The organism is Halocatena halophila (genome assembly GCA_027563145.1).
Taxonomy (GTDB): domain Archaea; phylum Halobacteriota; class Halobacteria; order Halobacteriales; family Haloarculaceae; genus Halocatena; species Halocatena halophila.
Genome location: CP071306.1, coordinates 1089469 through 1105682 on the forward strand (window position 1 = coordinate 1089469; position 16214 = coordinate 1105682).

At 53.6% G+C, this 16214-nt stretch carries 14 protein-coding genes and 1 tRNA gene; 9 read left to right on the plus strand and 6 right to left on the minus strand.

Going from position 1 to position 16214, the window contains the following annotated elements; translation table 11 throughout:
• Positions 1-75: 75 nt before the first annotated feature.
• On the minus strand, positions 76-672 hold the full coding sequence (locus JXQ78_RS05765) for a hypothetical protein (protein ID WP_330632524.1): 597 nt from the start codon (positions 670-672) through the stop codon (positions 76-78).
• Positions 673-1033: 361 nt separating this feature from the next.
• Here JXQ78_RS05765 and JXQ78_RS05770 point away from each other — a divergent pair, with 361 nt between their 5' ends.
• From JXQ78_RS05770 to JXQ78_RS05780, 3 genes are all read left to right on the plus strand, one after another.
• Positions 1034-2860, plus strand: a complete 1827-nt coding sequence (locus tag JXQ78_RS05770) for an asparagine synthase-related protein (RefSeq protein WP_330632525.1) — start codon at positions 1034-1036, stop codon at positions 2858-2860.
• Positions 2861-2954: 94 nt separating this feature from the next.
• A complete protein-coding gene (locus JXQ78_RS05775; RefSeq protein ID WP_330632526.1) occupies positions 2955-4733 on the plus strand; it encodes a S9 family peptidase in 1779 nt (592 codons plus the stop codon).
• A 490-nt stretch (positions 4734-5223) separates the two neighbouring features.
• Positions 5224-5298: transfer RNA gene (locus tag JXQ78_RS05780), tRNA-Glu, on the plus strand.
• A gap of 570 nt (positions 5299-5868) precedes the next feature.
• Here the strand turns inward: JXQ78_RS05780 and JXQ78_RS05785 are convergent.
• Both JXQ78_RS05785 and JXQ78_RS19025 read right to left on the minus strand, forming a co-directional pair.
• Positions 5869-6450 carry an alpha/beta fold hydrolase gene (locus JXQ78_RS05785; protein WP_330632527.1) on the minus strand — a complete coding sequence of 194 codons (582 nt, stop codon included), beginning with the start codon at positions 6448-6450 and terminating at the stop codon, positions 5869-5871.
• On the minus strand, positions 6405-6659 hold the full coding sequence (locus JXQ78_RS19025; RefSeq protein WP_407934039.1) for an alpha/beta fold hydrolase: 255 nt from the start codon (positions 6657-6659) through the stop codon (positions 6405-6407). The genes JXQ78_RS05785 and JXQ78_RS19025 overlap by 46 nt, the downstream gene beginning before the upstream one ends.
• A gap of 53 nt (positions 6660-6712) precedes the next feature.
• Here JXQ78_RS19025 and JXQ78_RS05790 point away from each other — a divergent pair, with 53 nt between their 5' ends.
• The 4 genes from JXQ78_RS05790 to JXQ78_RS05805 all read left to right on the plus strand — a co-directional run bounded on the left by JXQ78_RS05790 (position 6713) and on the right by JXQ78_RS05805 (position 10215).
• The gene (locus tag JXQ78_RS05790; RefSeq protein ID WP_330632528.1) at positions 6713-7177 is read left to right on the plus strand and encodes a hypothetical protein; all 465 of its coding nucleotides are present in this window, start codon (positions 6713-6715) and stop codon (positions 7175-7177) included.
• Positions 7178-7491: 314 nt separating this feature from the next.
• Complete coding sequence (locus JXQ78_RS05795; RefSeq protein WP_330632529.1) at positions 7492-7902, plus strand: bleomycin resistance protein; 411 nt, start codon at positions 7492-7494, stop codon at positions 7900-7902.
• A 527-nt stretch (positions 7903-8429) separates the two neighbouring features.
• Positions 8430-8954: a hypothetical protein gene (locus tag JXQ78_RS05800; RefSeq protein ID WP_330632530.1), complete on the plus strand. Its 525-nt coding sequence runs from the start codon at positions 8430-8432 to the stop codon at positions 8952-8954.
• A 433-nt stretch (positions 8955-9387) separates the two neighbouring features.
• Entirely contained in the window at positions 9388-10215 is an 828-nt protein-coding gene (locus tag JXQ78_RS05805; RefSeq protein ID WP_330632531.1) for a hypothetical protein, read from the plus strand.
• 513 nt (positions 10216-10728) lie between these two features.
• Here the strand turns inward: JXQ78_RS05805 and JXQ78_RS05810 are convergent.
• Both JXQ78_RS05810 and JXQ78_RS05815 read right to left on the minus strand, forming a co-directional pair.
• Positions 10729-13554, minus strand: coding sequence for a DEAD/DEAH box helicase (locus JXQ78_RS05810; protein WP_330632532.1), 2826 nt, complete (start codon positions 13552-13554; stop codon positions 10729-10731).
• 69 nt (positions 13555-13623) lie between these two features.
• Positions 13624-14298: a hypothetical protein gene (locus tag JXQ78_RS05815; protein WP_330632533.1), complete on the minus strand. Its 675-nt coding sequence runs from the start codon at positions 14296-14298 to the stop codon at positions 13624-13626.
• A 145-nt stretch (positions 14299-14443) separates the two neighbouring features.
• On the opposite strand from JXQ78_RS05815, the gene JXQ78_RS05820 reads away from it, so the two are divergent.
• Positions 14444-15166 (plus strand): phosphatase PAP2 family protein, encoded by a 723-nt coding sequence (locus tag JXQ78_RS05820; protein ID WP_330632534.1) that lies wholly within the window; start codon positions 14444-14446, stop codon positions 15164-15166.
• A 37-nt stretch (positions 15167-15203) separates the two neighbouring features.
• Positions 15204-15758, plus strand: a complete 555-nt coding sequence (locus tag JXQ78_RS05825; RefSeq protein ID WP_330632535.1) for a class I SAM-dependent methyltransferase — start codon at positions 15204-15206, stop codon at positions 15756-15758.
• Here the strand turns inward: JXQ78_RS05825 and JXQ78_RS05830 are convergent.
• On the minus strand, positions 15755-16210 hold the full coding sequence (locus tag JXQ78_RS05830; protein ID WP_330632536.1) for a hypothetical protein: 456 nt from the start codon (positions 16208-16210) through the stop codon (positions 15755-15757). The genes JXQ78_RS05825 and JXQ78_RS05830 overlap by 4 nt on opposite strands.
• Between the last annotated feature and the right edge of the window lie 4 nt (positions 16211-16214).

The window sequence follows — 16214 nt, forward strand, 5'->3', positions numbered from 1 at the left end:
GTTGTCGGTATAGCGGACGAATGGTACAGTCTGCGAGCCTTCAGCAGTACGTTTCCTTTATTTTGGAGTATCTCTTCAGACTCCATCCGGTCGCCCGTAGTCAGCCAAGAAGGGTTCATCATCAATCACGACGAAGTTTTCTGCCCGAAGCTCTTGGAGGTTGAGCGGAAACATTGCCAGCTCCGCCGTGGCCCGCTGTAAAAGTGGACGTCCTTCTTCTTTTGGTAGCTCCGTGAGTGGTTCACCATATGGCATGATTAGCCATCGGAATCGACGCTGATGATGATCTGGAACTGGGAGCAGCGGCCAATCGCCCGAGATACCGTGGCGATGCCATAGTACAGCTTCACGTTTATTTTGGACAAACCCGCTGGAAAACAGATCGTCTCCGAACCGGGCCAATTTCACGACATAGTTTGCGAGCGATGACTCGACGGGAAACTGAAGCACACACCGTGCAACACCGATGCCAACGAGATCAAAGCCGTCGTCAAGTAACGGTGATAGTATTGTTTGTTCACTTTCGTGGATTGTCGATCGTTCCTCACTATCCGGTGAGCAGCCATCTCGCACCGCCTCCTGATCAAGTCTGTCGGTACAGTAACACAGATCAGTTGCAATGCGATTGATTCTCTGTCGCTCATCCTCTGGTAGTAACCGTTTGGTGGACATACACCATACTGAAGAATGGGATAAAATAAATCATTTTAACAATATTGGTATCACAGAAATGGATGCCAGTGAATTTGATTTAGTGACATGTAGAATATAATACCTAATAATACAATAGATTTTTATATTATATGTGCGTGTATAGTACAGTAGACAATGGGTAACGATAATAATGTCCTCGATTCAGGCACAGGCAAAGCACCAGAATACAACAAATCTGATACTGTGAGTCTCATCTCTTTGGCCCAGAAAGGGATTAAAGATAAGCTCATACGAAAGTGAAGACACCAACAGTATTCTATTATAAAATACCATATCTTTACTAGTACATCTTAGCAACCTCTGATTTGTTTTCCATAATATGAAGAGTGAATTTCATGCATGTATTGATCACCAAGAGAGGACTACAGAACCTTGCTTTCGTGAATATTGGATAAAAGATCGACTGAAAAGAGAATCCATCCGTGAGGGGAATGTATCTCTTCATGTCGATAAGTACGAGCACCTTCCAATTTTGCACGAATTGTATGTGACCGACAACGAATTGCTCATCGCCTTTTCGGGCGAGCTACACGATATAAGCCATGATTTCCATCGCCAGTCAGAAATATCATTCACTACAAGAACGACGTACGACATTCTTGCAGTTGCATATCGAACGTTCGGCTGGTCATTTCCCAAGCATTTAATCGGTGATTATCACGTTCTCATAGCCGACTATTCACAAGATCGACTACTCGCTGGCCGAGATCACGTAACAGCAGATCCACTCTACTTCGCAGTAAAGGACGGTGCAACGTTGGTGAGCACCGATCTGAGTGCCCTAGCTAACGAAATTCAGGCCGATGTGAACGAAACATATCTGGGACAGTATCTGACCGGTACCATCGAATCTCCTCGTAAAACGTTTTATGACAACATATACAGAGTTCCACCTGGTTGTGTCGTGGTGTCGTCACCCGATACGACACAAGTGAGGCGATACTATCATCCCCATCCTGATAATCGCACTACGTATCGATCCAAATCCACCGAGGAGTTGGCAGAGACTTTGCGAGAGTTACTTGAAGACGCTATCGACTGTCGAACCATTCAGACGGAGACAGTAGGGGTATTTATGAGCGGTGGAGCCGATTCGACAGCCCTTGCTACCATCGCGAATGATCAAGCTTCGTCGTCCTCTCTGAAGACGTATTCCTACACGTATCCATCTACCACTGCAATCAACGAGAATCAAGGCATTGAGGCCGTCGTCAGCGAAAAAGGACTCCACAACGAACAAATCAGCGTCGACGATTACTGGGTGCTGAAGGATAAGACACTCTACGAACGAGCGTGGGCCTATGCCCCTGCTGTCGATTCTCTACTCCAACCGAAACATGAATTGATACAACGAGCAGCAGCTGATGGCGTAGGAACGGTGCTTGTCGGTGACAACGGTAATATGCTGGATGGTTATCGAATATCAATAGCCGATGCGTTCGCCACCGGACAGTACCTTGATGCGATTAAAACAGCCCAGGAAGATCCAACATACACGACTCTGGCCTGTCTAGTACAGTACGGTCTTTTTCCGCTCTTGTCAATCGGCGAAGTAGAGTATCTACCTCCAAGACAGGTTCAATCGCCCGTAAGAGATCGGCTTTCCGACCACATACGAACTCAGGTGGAGGATATTCGGCGATCGCCCCGGCGATGTAAATCACTTCAAGCTCACAGTGACCAAGCTCTCTATCGTGCGCTCACCTCCCCGATTTTCGACTACCGATACGACATTTTCCGTAAGATAGCTAAGTATCACGGGGTAAACGTCATTGATCCCTATCAAGACCTCCGCCTTGTTGAGTTTGTGTTCGATCTTCCGCTGACAGCGAATCTCCAACGCGGATATAACAAAGCTATCTTCCGCCGTGCACTGTCTGACGTATTACCGAAACAGATCCTTACTCGACGCAAAACAGACCGCGTGGAGGAAGAGGTAGCGGACGGGTTGCGCCAGGAAATAGAGTATCTCGGATCACTTCTTTCGGAGTCATATCTTACTGACTACGGTATTGTCTCCGATCGTCGTTCAATCCCTGACCTACACCAAGCTATAGACGCGTTCGGGTCACTCGAAACGGCTGATGTAGATCTATGGCAGCACATATCTGCGCAAGCATGGCTTGAACAGCGACAGAGCAAGTAACAATACATTTTATTTGTAATTTGTGAGTGCGTTAAAGTATCACATTTACTCCACTGCTCCGTACTACTAACTCGCTGTCTGTGGTAGAGGAAGTATGACACAGTCAGCGCTTGATATCTTTTCTTCCCTTCCATCGTTCGCGGCTCCGACGGTACTTCCCGAGGAAGAGGCTATCGCATACTGGTGGTCTGTGGATGACACGGTTTCTCTCCGGATCCATGACCTATCACAGGACACAATCAATATCATCCCACTCGATCGTCATTCACTCACATTAGAAGGAGAAGAACCCCTACATTGGATCGGTGATGGGTTTCTCATACAGAGCGATCCCAATGTTTATTTTTGCGAGTGTGACGGCAGTGTCGAGACTGTTTCGTTTGGTGCTCCCGAGACGTACACGTATATTATCGACATCGATTCCAAGACACATCGTGTCTTGTATACCCACTACGATGATCCGTGGACGCTCCGACTTTCGGAGGCCGATGGAAAGCAGTCAAAAGTGCTGACAGAGCATCCCGAGCAAAGTGGCCACGCAGGGTTTAGTCCGGATAGACAGTGGCTTGCCTATCGTGAAAATCCCACCGAATCGTTTGGGGCCGGTCGGATCGTCATTACCGATCGGGCTGGCGAGCAAGTGAAGACAGTTAATATCGGGGAGGCCTCAGCACGGACTCGCCTCCGAGGTTGGCACCCAGACAGTCAACGGCTGCTCATTGATGATCGTTCAACGGGCTGGTATCGTGTCGGCCTCCATGACTGGCAAGTCGAGGACACCACGTGGTTCGGGGACGGCGAGTACAACGAATATCCACTCACCATCACATCTGCTGGTAGCCAACTCATTACAGTTCGCAGTCACGCCGGCCGTAGGAGTGCGATCGTTTATTCTATCCACAACCCAGCAGATGGCTGCCAATTTGATCTCCCCGAAGGTGTGGTGGATCGGACGCCTGTACAGCCTCCGGGCATGACGTTTGCGTCCGATATGGTCTATCTCGTTCACGAAACGGGGACATGCCCGCCTCAGCTTCTTCAGTATGACCTTGAGACGGACACCATTACGGTGCTCATCGACACCGCGACGTCAGCACTCACTGCGTGTTCACTCGTTGAACCCGCACATGTAACCTACGATGCCCCCGATGGACAATCGATCAATGCCATACTACACCGAGCATCAGAAACTCCTTCGCCCGCCGTCGTGGTCGTGCATGGTGGACCAACAACGGCTGTTACTTGCGGTTTTGACCCATTTGCGCAGTATCTCGTATCCGAGGGATACACAGTCCTTCAGCCGAACTATCGTGGATCAACTGACCAGGATCGTGGATTCGAGCGAGCCATTAAGGGCGATCTCGGCCGGGGCGAGGTAGATGATGTTGCAGCTGGTGGCCAGTGGCTGGCTGAACAGCCGTGGGTTGATGATAACCGGCTTGCAGTCTTTGGGCATTCTCATGGTGCGTACAATGCGGCCCTACAGGCGGTCAGTTATCCCGAATTATGGAGGGTCGTTATCCCCGAAAATGGATATCTTGACGCCGTGGCAGTGTTCAACGAGCCAAATCTCTATGCACAGCGTCGCATCATTGATAACCAGACGTGTGAAACGACTAAAGCGTATCTCCAGTCCGTAAGCCCGATTCACCGTACAGCAGACGTTGGATGCCCGGTCTGCATCATTCAAGGAGAGGACGACGCCACTGACCAAGCTAGAGCGTTTGCCGACGGGCTTCGAGAACGAGGTTGGACAGCTGGTGAACAGTTTCGACTCGAAATTATTGAGGGAGAAGGGCACGTTATTCAGAATAAGGCCCAGCTCTGGGGGCTTATTACCGATATACTTGAAATATATGTCGGATGCTATTAAATAGCACCAAAGTGCAAGTTTGTCACTATCTAGCTGAGTAATATTGAGAAGTGACCTGGTTGATAATATTCTCGTGAAAAGATGCTTGCAGACATGATCACTGAGAGCTATGGAACTGACTAGGAAGAACCCAGCGAACATTTCGAAATCGCATCTTTCAGGTCATCAAGTTCTCCCGACAACTTCGAGGTCGATATCCGCAGTAGCCATCCCACCGGTGTCAATTTCGCCGGATGACTGATTGAATAGCCGTTGTGATTGTTTGACTGCTGAGACGTATCGACAAAGATCTTCGCGGTGATCAAGCGCGTGGTACCATCCGTCCCCACTTCCGATATACCCCGCATCTCGAAATCGCATGAGGGTGGTTATGGCAGTTCAATGTGGATAGCAAGTTCCTCAGTAGTTTTGTAACCTGTCCGCAGGAGCTTTACTTCAGTCCTGGTGATCGCTTCAAACCAACTACGGTAGTTCTGTAACTTGGTAATACGCTCGGTTGGTGTAGCCCGGCCAATCATGCGGGCCTTTCGAGCCTGCGACACGGGTTCAAATCCCGTACCGAGCAGTGGTTTTTCAAGCGGTCAACGTGGATAGCTCAGCTCTTAAGATTGGGTGGCGACTGCTGAGAGGTCTTACGATAACGATCAGTGGACCGTACTCGATCGTTCAGTAATTGCTTCTATGGGTCTTTATGAATCTCGGAGGACTGCTTGGTCTCTAAGCAGTCAATTGTGGTTTCCACATCGATTGGATCGGGTCAGTTGGAGACGATATCGACAGCGCCATTCATTGACATGTACGTGTCGCCGTTCCACTCGTTCCAGCCCAGCAGCTCCCGCTTGGAGATAATGTGATTCATTAGCAGATGGTCCTTCATGACCAGCGTCGGGACCCGTACTGCGTGACTTCTGGGCCGGCGTGACCTTCATTGGTATCAGCAGTCAGGTCCTTACGCACAGCAATCTCCAATCCAGTTACGTCCACAATCTACGAAGTGAGATCAGTGTGATCGCACCCTGGTTCATGGCTGTTCAGCCAATTCACGGTACTGTCACGGTATGGACCTGAAACACGATGACAAAGTGAGCAACGGGCGAGAATCAGGAGATTACAGCGCCGAATTCCGCTTGCTTTTTTAGGGGATTTCGAGGAGCTGATGAGCCAGTTCCCGAGGCATCGACACCATTGGCCAATGTCCCGTCTCTAGTTCGTGAAGCTCCCACTCCCTCTGGTCGCACAGTTGTCGAATCGTATCGAGAATGGAGTCGTCCATTCCGTTCTGGGTGCAAAGGATGTAGCTAGTGGGTAGTGCTGCAGTGTCCGGATTACCGACGTTCACCGACTGTTTGAACGTGTTCAGTGGATGCGGGACTGCGTTTTCCCGCAGCCACTGCGTGTCCTCATCCGAGATACCCACCCAGCCCGGATGGGAATCTGGCAACGGCCAGCCACCAGCATGGTCTTTCGCGGCACGTTCCATCGCGTCCCATTCGTCAGGGGGATAGAACGCTGATACCGAAATGGGTTCGTCATCCATCGGGACCAGTGCATCCAGATAAATGACGTGTGCGAGCCGTTCAGGAACCCGTTCTGCTACACCCGTCACTACAAGCCCAGCATAGCTATGTCCGAGGAGGACAACGTCCGTGAGCTCGTTGTATTCCAGCGTATTCACAATGTCAGTGATGTGTGTTTCGAGGCTGATCTCTTGGCACATGAGTGTTCTCGTTCACCAAGTCCAGTGAGCGTCGGAGTATGGACGTCATGGCCTTCATCACGGAGCAACGGAGTGAGATACTTCCAGCACCAGCCGCCAAGCCATGCACCGGGGACGAGAACGTATTGCCGTGCCATGGTTCTCAAACGGGTGTGAAGGTGATATAGTTCTCCGTACCAGAATAAAGGTGAGTTCGTTAGTGACGGCATCTATTGCATCCCACAAGGAAATATATAAGATTCTATATGGATATTCCATACACATGGTGAATATTGGAACGGGATCCACATCTAGTCACACTAAAAAAGCTCCGTGGCATCTGTGGTTTGTGGCGCTATTTTTTCTACTACTGAATATTTTTGGGCTATATGATTATATTATGGTTCTTGAACTCAATGAAGCATACTTCAAATCACAAAACTTCGGAGCATCCATCATCACTTATTTCACAGATTATCCGCTGTTGCCACGGATATTCTGGACGATAGGTGTTGTGAGCGGTGTGATCACACCTGTTCTGCTGATGTTGCGAACCCGTTGGACAGTGTGGCTTGCCCTCACTTGTGTTATTTCCCGAGGATGCCTACATCTTATCACGTTTGGATTTATGGATCGGTGGAATGTGTTTGGACTCTGGCTGTCTCTTTTCGATACATCAATTTTCCTGTTGACTGTCGGACTCTATCTCTATTGCCGGCGAATGTCTGCTCGTGGTGTGTTGCAATAGATTTTTTCTGAGGAGTATTTCGCAGGAGAGACCGTTGCATATATGTAGTCCAGATTAGATGTGTTGAAGTGGTGAATCCGACCACGGCGGCTGTATCTTTCGATTCGAGTATGGCAACGACATCGACGAGTTCAAAACTACAGAGGTGGCCGAGAGCGACGGGCTCTTGCTCGGCCAAAAAAAAACTTTTGAGCGTGAGAATAATCCGTGAAGCACGATAATCAGACTGAGAAAAAGGGTGAATGACTTTTTCTTATCTTATATATCCCTAATAATCGCGAGTTTATTATTATTTGCTATACATCTGTACTACTATGGAATGGTCACCACTCACACCAGAATTACTTGTTTCAGATTATCAGAAGAGCCTCTCGTTTTATGTTGAAACGCTTGGATTTACCGTTGAGTATGCCCGTGAAGATCCATTGTTCGCCTATCTTTCCATAGAAGGTGCTCAGCTCATGATTGAAGAGCGGTCGGATAACGAATGGTGGGTAACAAGTGAGCTGAGTCATCCATATGGAAGAGGAGTGAATTTTCAGATAACAGTCAATTCTATTGATCCGTATGCAAACCGCCTCATGGATGATGGCTACCAGCTATTTGAAGAGATTCGGGAAGAGTGGTATCAGGTAGACGAAGTTGAACGTGGTAATAGACAATTTTTAATTCAAGACCCGGATGGGTATCTTCTCCGGTTTATGGAACACATAGGCACGCGTTGAGTGGTTGCACTCCGTGGGGAGTCATTGCGATTGGCGAAGTACGTACTGACGAGCGGACATACCTACCATCGTTGGTCTATGACGCACAGCATTAGCCCACAACAGATAGTAACAATCATGCAGATGATAAATTTCTACTAATTAATTATTGTAAATTAACTATAATTTCGATATCTTGGTGGCTAAATTCGTACAATTGTCAAAGAGAGTGCTTATAGAGACTGTTCTGATTGATCACACAACGCCATTGAAATCCAACACATACGAAACTTTATAACCCAGTGGGTTGGCACAATCAATTGGGAATGCCAGCCCGCGATGTGGACGCGCGTATCAAATCGCGCCGGGTGGTAGGACACCCGACGCTGGGGTTCCCATACGGTGAGGTAACCCATGAAGGGAAATGCACCGCGGTACTGTAATCCTGTCGTATCGTCAATGACTAGCACACGGTGTGCTCGCTGTGGGCAGCCGGTGGCTCGTCCACGGGCACACGCAACGGGCTGTCCGTCGTGGAGGGTTGGCTCGTGAGTCTCCCGCAGTTCAGCTTCCGGACGGTAGATGGTCAGGTCAGCACACTCGAAGGGATCGATGATCGAGACGAGCTTTCCTCTGCTGAACTGCATCACGTCGTGGATATCGCCGAGAATTGCTGGTGTCGGCCTTGTCAGTCAACGGAGTGCAGACACAGTCGTCAGGTGGAGGAAGTGCTGGCGATCGCTGATCTGAGCGAGCGCTCGGGCGGGGGTCCTGATGCGCTTCCGTCCCTGGATCGGATCACTCGGTTCCGTTCGCAGGGCGAGACGATCTACACCGCCTGGTTCGACAATGATGCTCGGCTTCGGGCGCATGAACAACGGAGCGGTGACGTTACGCTGCTGGCGTTCTCGCCTGATCGTCCGGAGGATCCGGCTCGAGCGCAAACACAGGATGAGGCTGTGTCTGCCGCGAGCTGTTTGCTAGAGGCTGTCGTTCCGTTCTGTGAGGCGCGGTCAACCGAGGAACTTCCAGTGATCCTCCAGCTGTTGGTCTCTCCAGCGCACGACGAGTAACCTCATCGGAGGGATTTTTCGAAACCGCGTGTGGCTAGAATCACCCACCGCGAGCGCAGCGAGCGGCCTTTTTTCATCAACGTTTTTTGATCGAGCGGTTGCCGAAGGCAACCCGAGATTAAAAAAGGTTGGGCAGTGTGACCACAGACCCCCCAATAACCCCTGACCCCAGGGAGGTCTGTGGTATATGACTGTTCGATGAACGAATTAACGACCCGAGAACTCCCAGATCGCCCGAAGGCTTCAGCACAAGCGCAATCACAGTTTCCAACCAGAACGACTGTAATCTCACCTAACACTTCTATCGAAATTCCATCACATACTAATAGTGGTAATTCGATGTGGTAAGTATACACATCCTACTGGGACAAAACCGGTTGCCCGGTTTCCCCCGGACGTGCTTCAACACGTCCGAGGATGGGTTGGATTGAATATGAGTTTCAAACCCAACAACAACGACGGACGGAGCATAGATAATACTACTGATGGCAGCGATGTTGGCGGCTTTCTCCCAGAGTCACTTCAAGCATGGAAAGCTGAGATAGAGGAGTGTATCTCCCGAAAGGATACACAGATTGACGCTCTGCAATCACAAGTCGATGAGCAACAGGCAAAAATTGAGACACAGCAATCAACGATTGACAGCCAAACAACGGCGTTGCACCAGAGCAAAACGAGAATTGCGGAACTGGAGTCCACAGTTGCGGCGCTCAAACGGGAGCAGACGGACTACCGCGAGACAAACGAACGGGACAAAGCCGAGATCAGACAGGACGTAACGGAGAACGCTCGCCAGACGGAGGCAGCAGAGAAACACACTGAGGCCGTTGCGCGGAAGGTCGAGACGCTCGATGGACGCGAACAACGAACCCCGCTGGAGCAGATCGTTCGATTGCCGGAGGAAATAATTCATAAAGCGAAGCTGACGGCCAATCAACGCCGGGCCAGAGCCATCGCGATGGAGATCGGTGGACTGGCCACGACAGTCCCGAAAGGAAAGCGCCTGGATTCAACGACGATCAAACAGGAGCTCAAACAAGCGTATGGATCGGCCCACGACCAGACGGTCGCACGCGTAATGGCGTTCCTTGATCGCCTCGGTGGCGATCGAACGGAGGTCGTCCACACCGGCCAAGGAAAGGCGGTGATATTCGACGACTGGCTCGCCAGACGCCTCAAGACCGCTGAACAGTTCACTGCTGAGGCTGTTGATCGCGTCCTCACGAACGTTGTGAGTGTTGCTCCCGGGAGGGGCAGCTAAGGTGTGAGCAAGCGCCCTCCGATAGGGATCTATACAGGACACACATTTCAGCACGAATGACAGTCGGTTCGGTAGTAGCAGCAGGTGTGAGCAAACGTCCTTCCTTTCAGTAGTCGTACGCTGGATATTGCTAGCTATTGCGATCCTCATAACATCCATCTAGAGACTAGCTCACGACGACCGTGAGCGGAAATATCAACCCAAACCCTCAAAGGTGGATAAAGTCCCATTTACAATCAGACCTCACTAACGATGAAGATATCCTCGAAAGAAAATATATTAGCAATCACGCTTGGAGCATTGTCCTTGGCTATCGTAACATTCGCCGGTTATTTTCTCATCGATTCGAGCAGATCGTGGATTTGGATCGGACTCGCTGCTGGTTTTGCTATTCAGAGGATCGTTCGGAATCGCACGGAGATCGACAGTTAGATTATATTCCATTTCATGGCTGTTTAGTATCCAAGGACATATTCTACTCGCCCATTCACATCAATTAATAAATTATTCTTGCTACCAGAACGCCTTCGTTCTGGCATACTGCTGTTCCTGGGCGAGAATATCCCGGTAGAAATCGTCCTCGTTCTCGCGAAGCTTTGCGATAATCCGCGCGGCGTTGTGCGGCCCCACCCCCCGAGCAGCGAGCGCAATCACCGCCTGCTTGCCATGAGCCTGCACCAGACTCGCGGACTGATAGGCCCGCTTTGTCATCTTCTCTTGCTCGTCATCCTTCTCGGCCGCTGTCACCGCATCAACCACCTCATCCGCCCACGGATTGAGCGCGGCGATCTGCGTCGATTCACAGAGCGGACACTGTGGCTGGTCGGGAACCCGCTTGACAGACTGTTCTCGCTCGAACTCCTGGCAATGAAGACAGAACAACAGAATCCGGTCCTCCTGAATCCGCTCTTTGACCGTCTGAATAACGCTCGCGTCAGCGTTCTCTGGCGTGAGTAACTCCCGTTTCGAGGACCGACCACCAGTCCCGATTGGCGTCCGTCCGGAAACGGTCTCAACGCCGAGCGCACCCGACTGAATGCGTTCCAACACACCAGCCGTCCGTTCCACGTCGAGCTCCTCGTACAACACCGCACGGACGGCCTCATCATACACCGGCGTCTCTGACAGCGCATCGAGCAACCGAGTGCGACCGATCGATCCCGATCCACGCCAGCGCTTGAGCGCACCAAACTTGCCGGCCACCTGCGCGAGCATGAACTTCAACACATCCGAATTTTTCAACGCGAGCTCGATGATACCGGCGACGTGAGCTGGCTCGGTCGTTTCGAGCAGCTCAACGACCGTATCCCGACTGACGCCACGCGGCAGCTCGAACTCGATCCGATACGGATCAGTGTCCATCCCAACGGAAGAGCCGGTCTGCTGGCCGATCAGTGCCGAAAGCACCCGACCAAGCGTCTCGTTGACCGTGTGACCGAAACAGGCGTTGAGCACCATCTCGCGGCCACGGGACTCAATGACGAGCGTGTCTGCGTCGGGAAGCGCCTGTGTGTGTCGCTCTAGCTGTTTGAGCGCCTGCCCTGCGGTGTGGTCATCCGTCGGATACCGTTCACAGAGCCACGCTGCAACCGCCTCCATCGACTCACCCGCGTCGAACTGGTCCCGAACAGCCCGCCTGAGCGAACCAACATCCTGCGCGACGGCGTACGGCACCGGAATCTCCTTGCCGGTCCAGGAGGGCACCTCCCCGCCTGGATCCTCGATCGGCGACACCGTCACCGATCCGTCCTCCTCATCAACCTCCACGATCCGCCACATCTCACCCTGCTGAATGAACACCTCGCCCGGCTCTGCAAAGTTGACGACGAACTTCTCATCCAGCGTGCCGATCTGGCGACCACTCGCCACGTCGTCAACGGCGAACGTCTCCTCATCGGGGATCATCGAGAGGTTCTCATAAAAATACTGCCACGTTCCGCCGGATTTCTCGAGCCGATCCGCGGACTCCTCGAGCCAGATGAGCCGATTGTTCGACAGCTCGCGGACGATCTCCCGGAACGTCGACTCATCGAGCGACGAAAACGGATACGCGCGGGTGATGATCTCATACGCACGCCGAGCACTGATCTCGCCGTGACCCATCAACAGCCCGGTAATCTGATTGGCGACCGTATCGAGACTCCCCTCGTGGATTGGCGTCGGCTCGACCGCGCCGCGTTTTGCTCGCTCGGCGATCACGAGCGCCTCGAAGGTATCGTCCGGCCGCGTTGTGATGATCGTTCCGTGCGAGCGCTCGTCTCGATGATGGCCAGCCCGGCCAACCCGCTGCAGCAATCTGGAAACCTCCCGCGGGCTGGAATACTGTATCACGTGATCGATCCGTCCCACATCGATTCCAAGCTCCATTGAGGAGGTGCACAACAGCGCATCGAGTTCACCGGCTTTGAACCGGTTTTCAACGTCGATACGCGCCCGTTTCGAGAGCGAGCCGTGGTGAACGCCAATGTTGGCATCGATCGCTTTGAACCGCGAGCCGAGCGCTTCGGCCGTCTGTCTGGTGTTGACGAAAATGAGCGTCGACTCATTTGCCGCGACGATCTCATCCATGGCGCGGACGTGACTTGCCACGTCGGCTTCCGTCATCAGCTGGCCGGCAAGTCGTTCGTCCTCTGGCGTGATTTCAGGCGTCGTAACCGTGAGCGAAAGATCACTCCCGGCGTCGATTTCGACAATCGATATGGGGCGATCCCCAGTCAGAAACGCACCAACGGCGTCGGGATCGCCAACGGTCGCCGAAAGTCCAATCCGCTGGCTCTGGCCCGCGAGGTCGCGGAGGCGCTCCAGCGCAATCGAAAGCTGCGCACCGCGCTTCGAATCAGCGAGTTCGTGGACCTCATCGACGACAATGTGGTCGACCGTCGACAACGCACGGCGGAGTTTCGAGCCAGTGAGCATCGCCTGGACGGTTTCTGGCGTGGTAACGAGCACGTCCGGAGGGTCGTTCGCCTGTTGGGTTCGGCGGTATCGGCTCGTGTCACCGTGTCGAACGTCGATATCGAGATCGAGTTCTTCGCCCCACCACTCCAGTCGATCGCGCATGTCCCGGTTGAGCGCGCGCAAGGGTGTGATATAGAGCGCACCGATCCCTTCACGGTCGCCCCCGTCCACGAGCGCATCGAACACCGGAAGCATCGCGGTTTCGGTTTTGCCAGTGCCGGTTGGAGCAATGATGAGTGCGTGAGAACCCGCGGAAAGCACCGGAATGGCGCGTTGCTGGGGCTCCGTCGGCGTCTGAAAGCCGCGTTCAGAACAGACTGCACGCACCGTCGGCCCCAGCTCCGTAAACGCATCCACTCCACCACCAGACTGGCGATCCATCACGGTTACTAGTCGAAGGAATCGATTAAGCCTCACGCGGTGTGTGTCAGCAGTCCACCAGATTGGCGCTCAGCCCTCCGGGAGCGGTTCGATCGCTCCACGGCGACCGTCGAGAATAGAAAACTGCTCGTCACGATCGCGTTCGAGCCAGTACAGCAGCCGTTCGGCCCAGACGAGCTTTCGGCGTTTGACCGGAGCAACCGAGGGATCTTCGAATGACCACCCGGCGAACTCGATTGCTCCTGCGCCACAGTGATCGACGATGAACGCGGCGCGATCACCATCAGTGAACCCGCCAACGTTGCACAACGGGTCAACCGGCCGGGCCTGTGTCGTTCCGAGGACGTTTTGCTGATCCATCGACGGCACGTACTGAGAAAGCTGCTCCTGGTTATCACCATGCGCCGCAATTGCAACCGGTACACCCTCGGTGGTGAGTTCGACGACGCGTTCGGGATCAGTGTCGAGATCAGTGACGACGAGATCGATCGGCGTCTCGTCTGGAACGTGTCGGAGGCCACTGCCGGCGACAGCAAGCCGCTCGGCGTCGTCCAGTGCGATCGTCTCAGCGAGCGGTCCGCCACCGACGAGGAGGACCGTCTCCGCCCTGAAATCCAGTCGTTCCGTTTCGAATTCGGTACACACTGTGGCGAGGTGATCGCGTGCACGTCGATCTGCACTCTGATCGTAGCCAAACGCCTCGCAAATGGCGGTGTAAATCGGCTCCCATCGCTCGAACTCCATCAGTGGGCTGTTATGAGTCACCACCAATAGGGTGTCCGATCCAGCGGTCAACTCCCAAACCAAAACCTCTACACCGATCGGTAGCGTTTTCTTCTCACGAACAGAGGGTCGGTCGGCGATTCGGTGGCTGACTGAGCAGTGAACGATGACCAGGGGTATCGGGGTAGTTGTCGACGGTTCGCACCTTCCAGAGTGGCTCATCGCCCTCGCTGGGGTGGTGACACAGCTCGGTGATCTCTGGTTCGTGCTGGCTATTGCGACCGTAGTAGTTCTCATGGGAACCCGACAGAACAGAGTGACACGAACCCCCATCGAAGACAGCGCGTTCTTGCTCGCACTCGGGCTCGGTGCGTATGCTCTCACTGTGATTCTCAAGGCGGCGTTCGCGCTGCCACGGCCACCCGGCGCTACGTCAGCGGTGATCCCGGTGTGGGTTCCCCCACCAACGGCTGGGTTCTACGAATCACTCGTTACGGCCAGTGGCTTTGGCTTTCCGAGCGGGCACGCGCTGAAATCCACGGCCGTCTATGGCGGGGCTGCACTCCTCTTTGGAGACGTGGCACGGCGACGGATTCGAATCCTCGCCGCCACGACCATCGTGGGGCTCATTGGCTGCTCTCGAATCATTCTCGGCGTCCACTACACGGTTGACGTGCTGGTTGGTACCGTCTGCGGTGTGCTCTTTTTATGGGCAATGTGGACGACGACACGTCGCTCTCCTCGGCGTGCGTTGGGAGTAACGGCCGGACTCGGGGTAGTGGCGACGATCGTCACACTGGATTCGAACGCAGTGTTGATTGTCGGCGGAGCGGCCATCGCGCTGGTAGCCTGGCGATACTGGCGATCGCACCACGGCACGCACGGGTGAAGTGGACGTATATGGTCGTCCGAGCGGTAGCACGACCATGGGATTTCACACCTACGACATCGAAAACGCAGCAGCGATGAACGATCCCGATCGGTTTCGGTTCTGCTCGGTCGAAGAGCTGCTCGGGCTGTTCAAACCCGAGGGCACGATTGCGGATCTCGGCAGCGGAACCGGGTTCTTCACCCAACACCTGGCCGCTCACGCTGATCGGCTCATAGCGATCGACATCCAGCCAGCCATGCACGAGTGGTTCCGACGGGAGGGACTCCCCACAAACGTTGACCTACTGACAGCTCCGATCGGTTCGCTTGGCCTTGCCGATGACGCGCTCGATGGGGCGATCTCGACGTTTACGTTCCACGAGTTCAACAGCCAGTCGGCAATCGACGAGCTGGCGCGGACGATCCGTCCTGGTGGACAGATCGCAATCGTCGACTGGACGGCCACCGGTCCCGGTGCAGAGGGCCCACCCACCGACCACCGGTACTCGCTCGCAGAGGCGACTGCAGCAGTGGCTGACCAGCCGTTCACGGTCGAAGTGGCGAGCGAGCGCGATGAGACGTTTGCAATGGGCCTCCGTCGAGACGCCTAGAACTCTGGAAGATCGTCTGGAGGCTCGTAATCGGACTCCCAGTCGATATACTCCGCTTCGAGCACGTCACAGACCTCCTGTCCGAACTCCGTGAGCGTGGCGTTGATCGTCGAAACGGTCTCCCAGGAATCAATAGCCGGGTGTATCTCGCGCTCGCGCCAGTCTTCTGGCAGTCCAGGCGCGTGATAGCCAACCCGATCGGCGAAGCTGTCCCAGAAGAAATCGAACTCGGCGAACAACTCCAGATCGGTGACGATTTCGAACGTCTCCTCATCCATCGAGGTGTCCTGTGTCCATCGGTCAAACGCACGTTCCCAGGCCCCCTCGACGAGAAACGATTCGAGTTCGTCGCGCCGATACTCTTCGCCCATCACGGTCGCGTCCTCGTACGCGTCAGGATCGAGCGCCGTTTCGAGATCGGGTGGATCAGGCAGCGCAAACGTGTCGCTCATACGC

Excerpts from the sequence above, each read along its gene's own strand:
- JXQ78_RS05765 (WP_330632524.1), bottom strand. The coding sequence starts at position 672 with ATGTCCACCAAACGGTTACTACCAGAGGATGAGCGACAGAGAATCAAT.
- JXQ78_RS05770 (WP_330632525.1), top strand. The coding sequence starts at position 1,034 with ATGAAGAGTGAATTTCATGCATGTATTGATCACCAAGAGAGGACTACA.
- JXQ78_RS05775 (WP_330632526.1), top strand. The coding sequence starts at position 2,955 with ATGACACAGTCAGCGCTTGATATCTTTTCTTCCCTTCCATCGTTCGCG.
- JXQ78_RS05785 (WP_330632527.1), bottom strand. The coding sequence starts at position 6,450 with ATGTGCCAAGAGATCAGCCTCGAAACACACATCACTGACATTGTGAAT.
- JXQ78_RS19025 (WP_407934039.1), bottom strand. The coding sequence starts at position 6,659 with ATGCCGTCACTAACGAACTCACCTTTATTCTGGTACGGAGAACTATAT.
- JXQ78_RS05790 (WP_330632528.1), top strand. The coding sequence starts at position 6,713 with ATGGTGAATATTGGAACGGGATCCACATCTAGTCACACTAAAAAAGCT.
- JXQ78_RS05795 (WP_330632529.1), top strand. The coding sequence starts at position 7,492 with ATGGAATGGTCACCACTCACACCAGAATTACTTGTTTCAGATTATCAG.
- JXQ78_RS05805 (WP_330632531.1), top strand. The coding sequence starts at position 9,388 with ATGAGTTTCAAACCCAACAACAACGACGGACGGAGCATAGATAATACT.
- JXQ78_RS05810 (WP_330632532.1), bottom strand. The coding sequence starts at position 13,554 with ATGGATCGCCAGTCTGGTGGTGGAGTGGATGCGTTTACGGAGCTGGGG.
- JXQ78_RS05815 (WP_330632533.1), bottom strand. The coding sequence starts at position 14,298 with ATGGAGTTCGAGCGATGGGAGCCGATTTACACCGCCATTTGCGAGGCG.
- JXQ78_RS05820 (WP_330632534.1), top strand. The coding sequence starts at position 14,444 with ATGACCAGGGGTATCGGGGTAGTTGTCGACGGTTCGCACCTTCCAGAG.
- JXQ78_RS05825 (WP_330632535.1), top strand. The coding sequence starts at position 15,204 with ATGGGATTTCACACCTACGACATCGAAAACGCAGCAGCGATGAACGAT.
- JXQ78_RS05830 (WP_330632536.1), bottom strand. The coding sequence starts at position 16,210 with ATGAGCGACACGTTTGCGCTGCCTGATCCACCCGATCTCGAAACGGCG.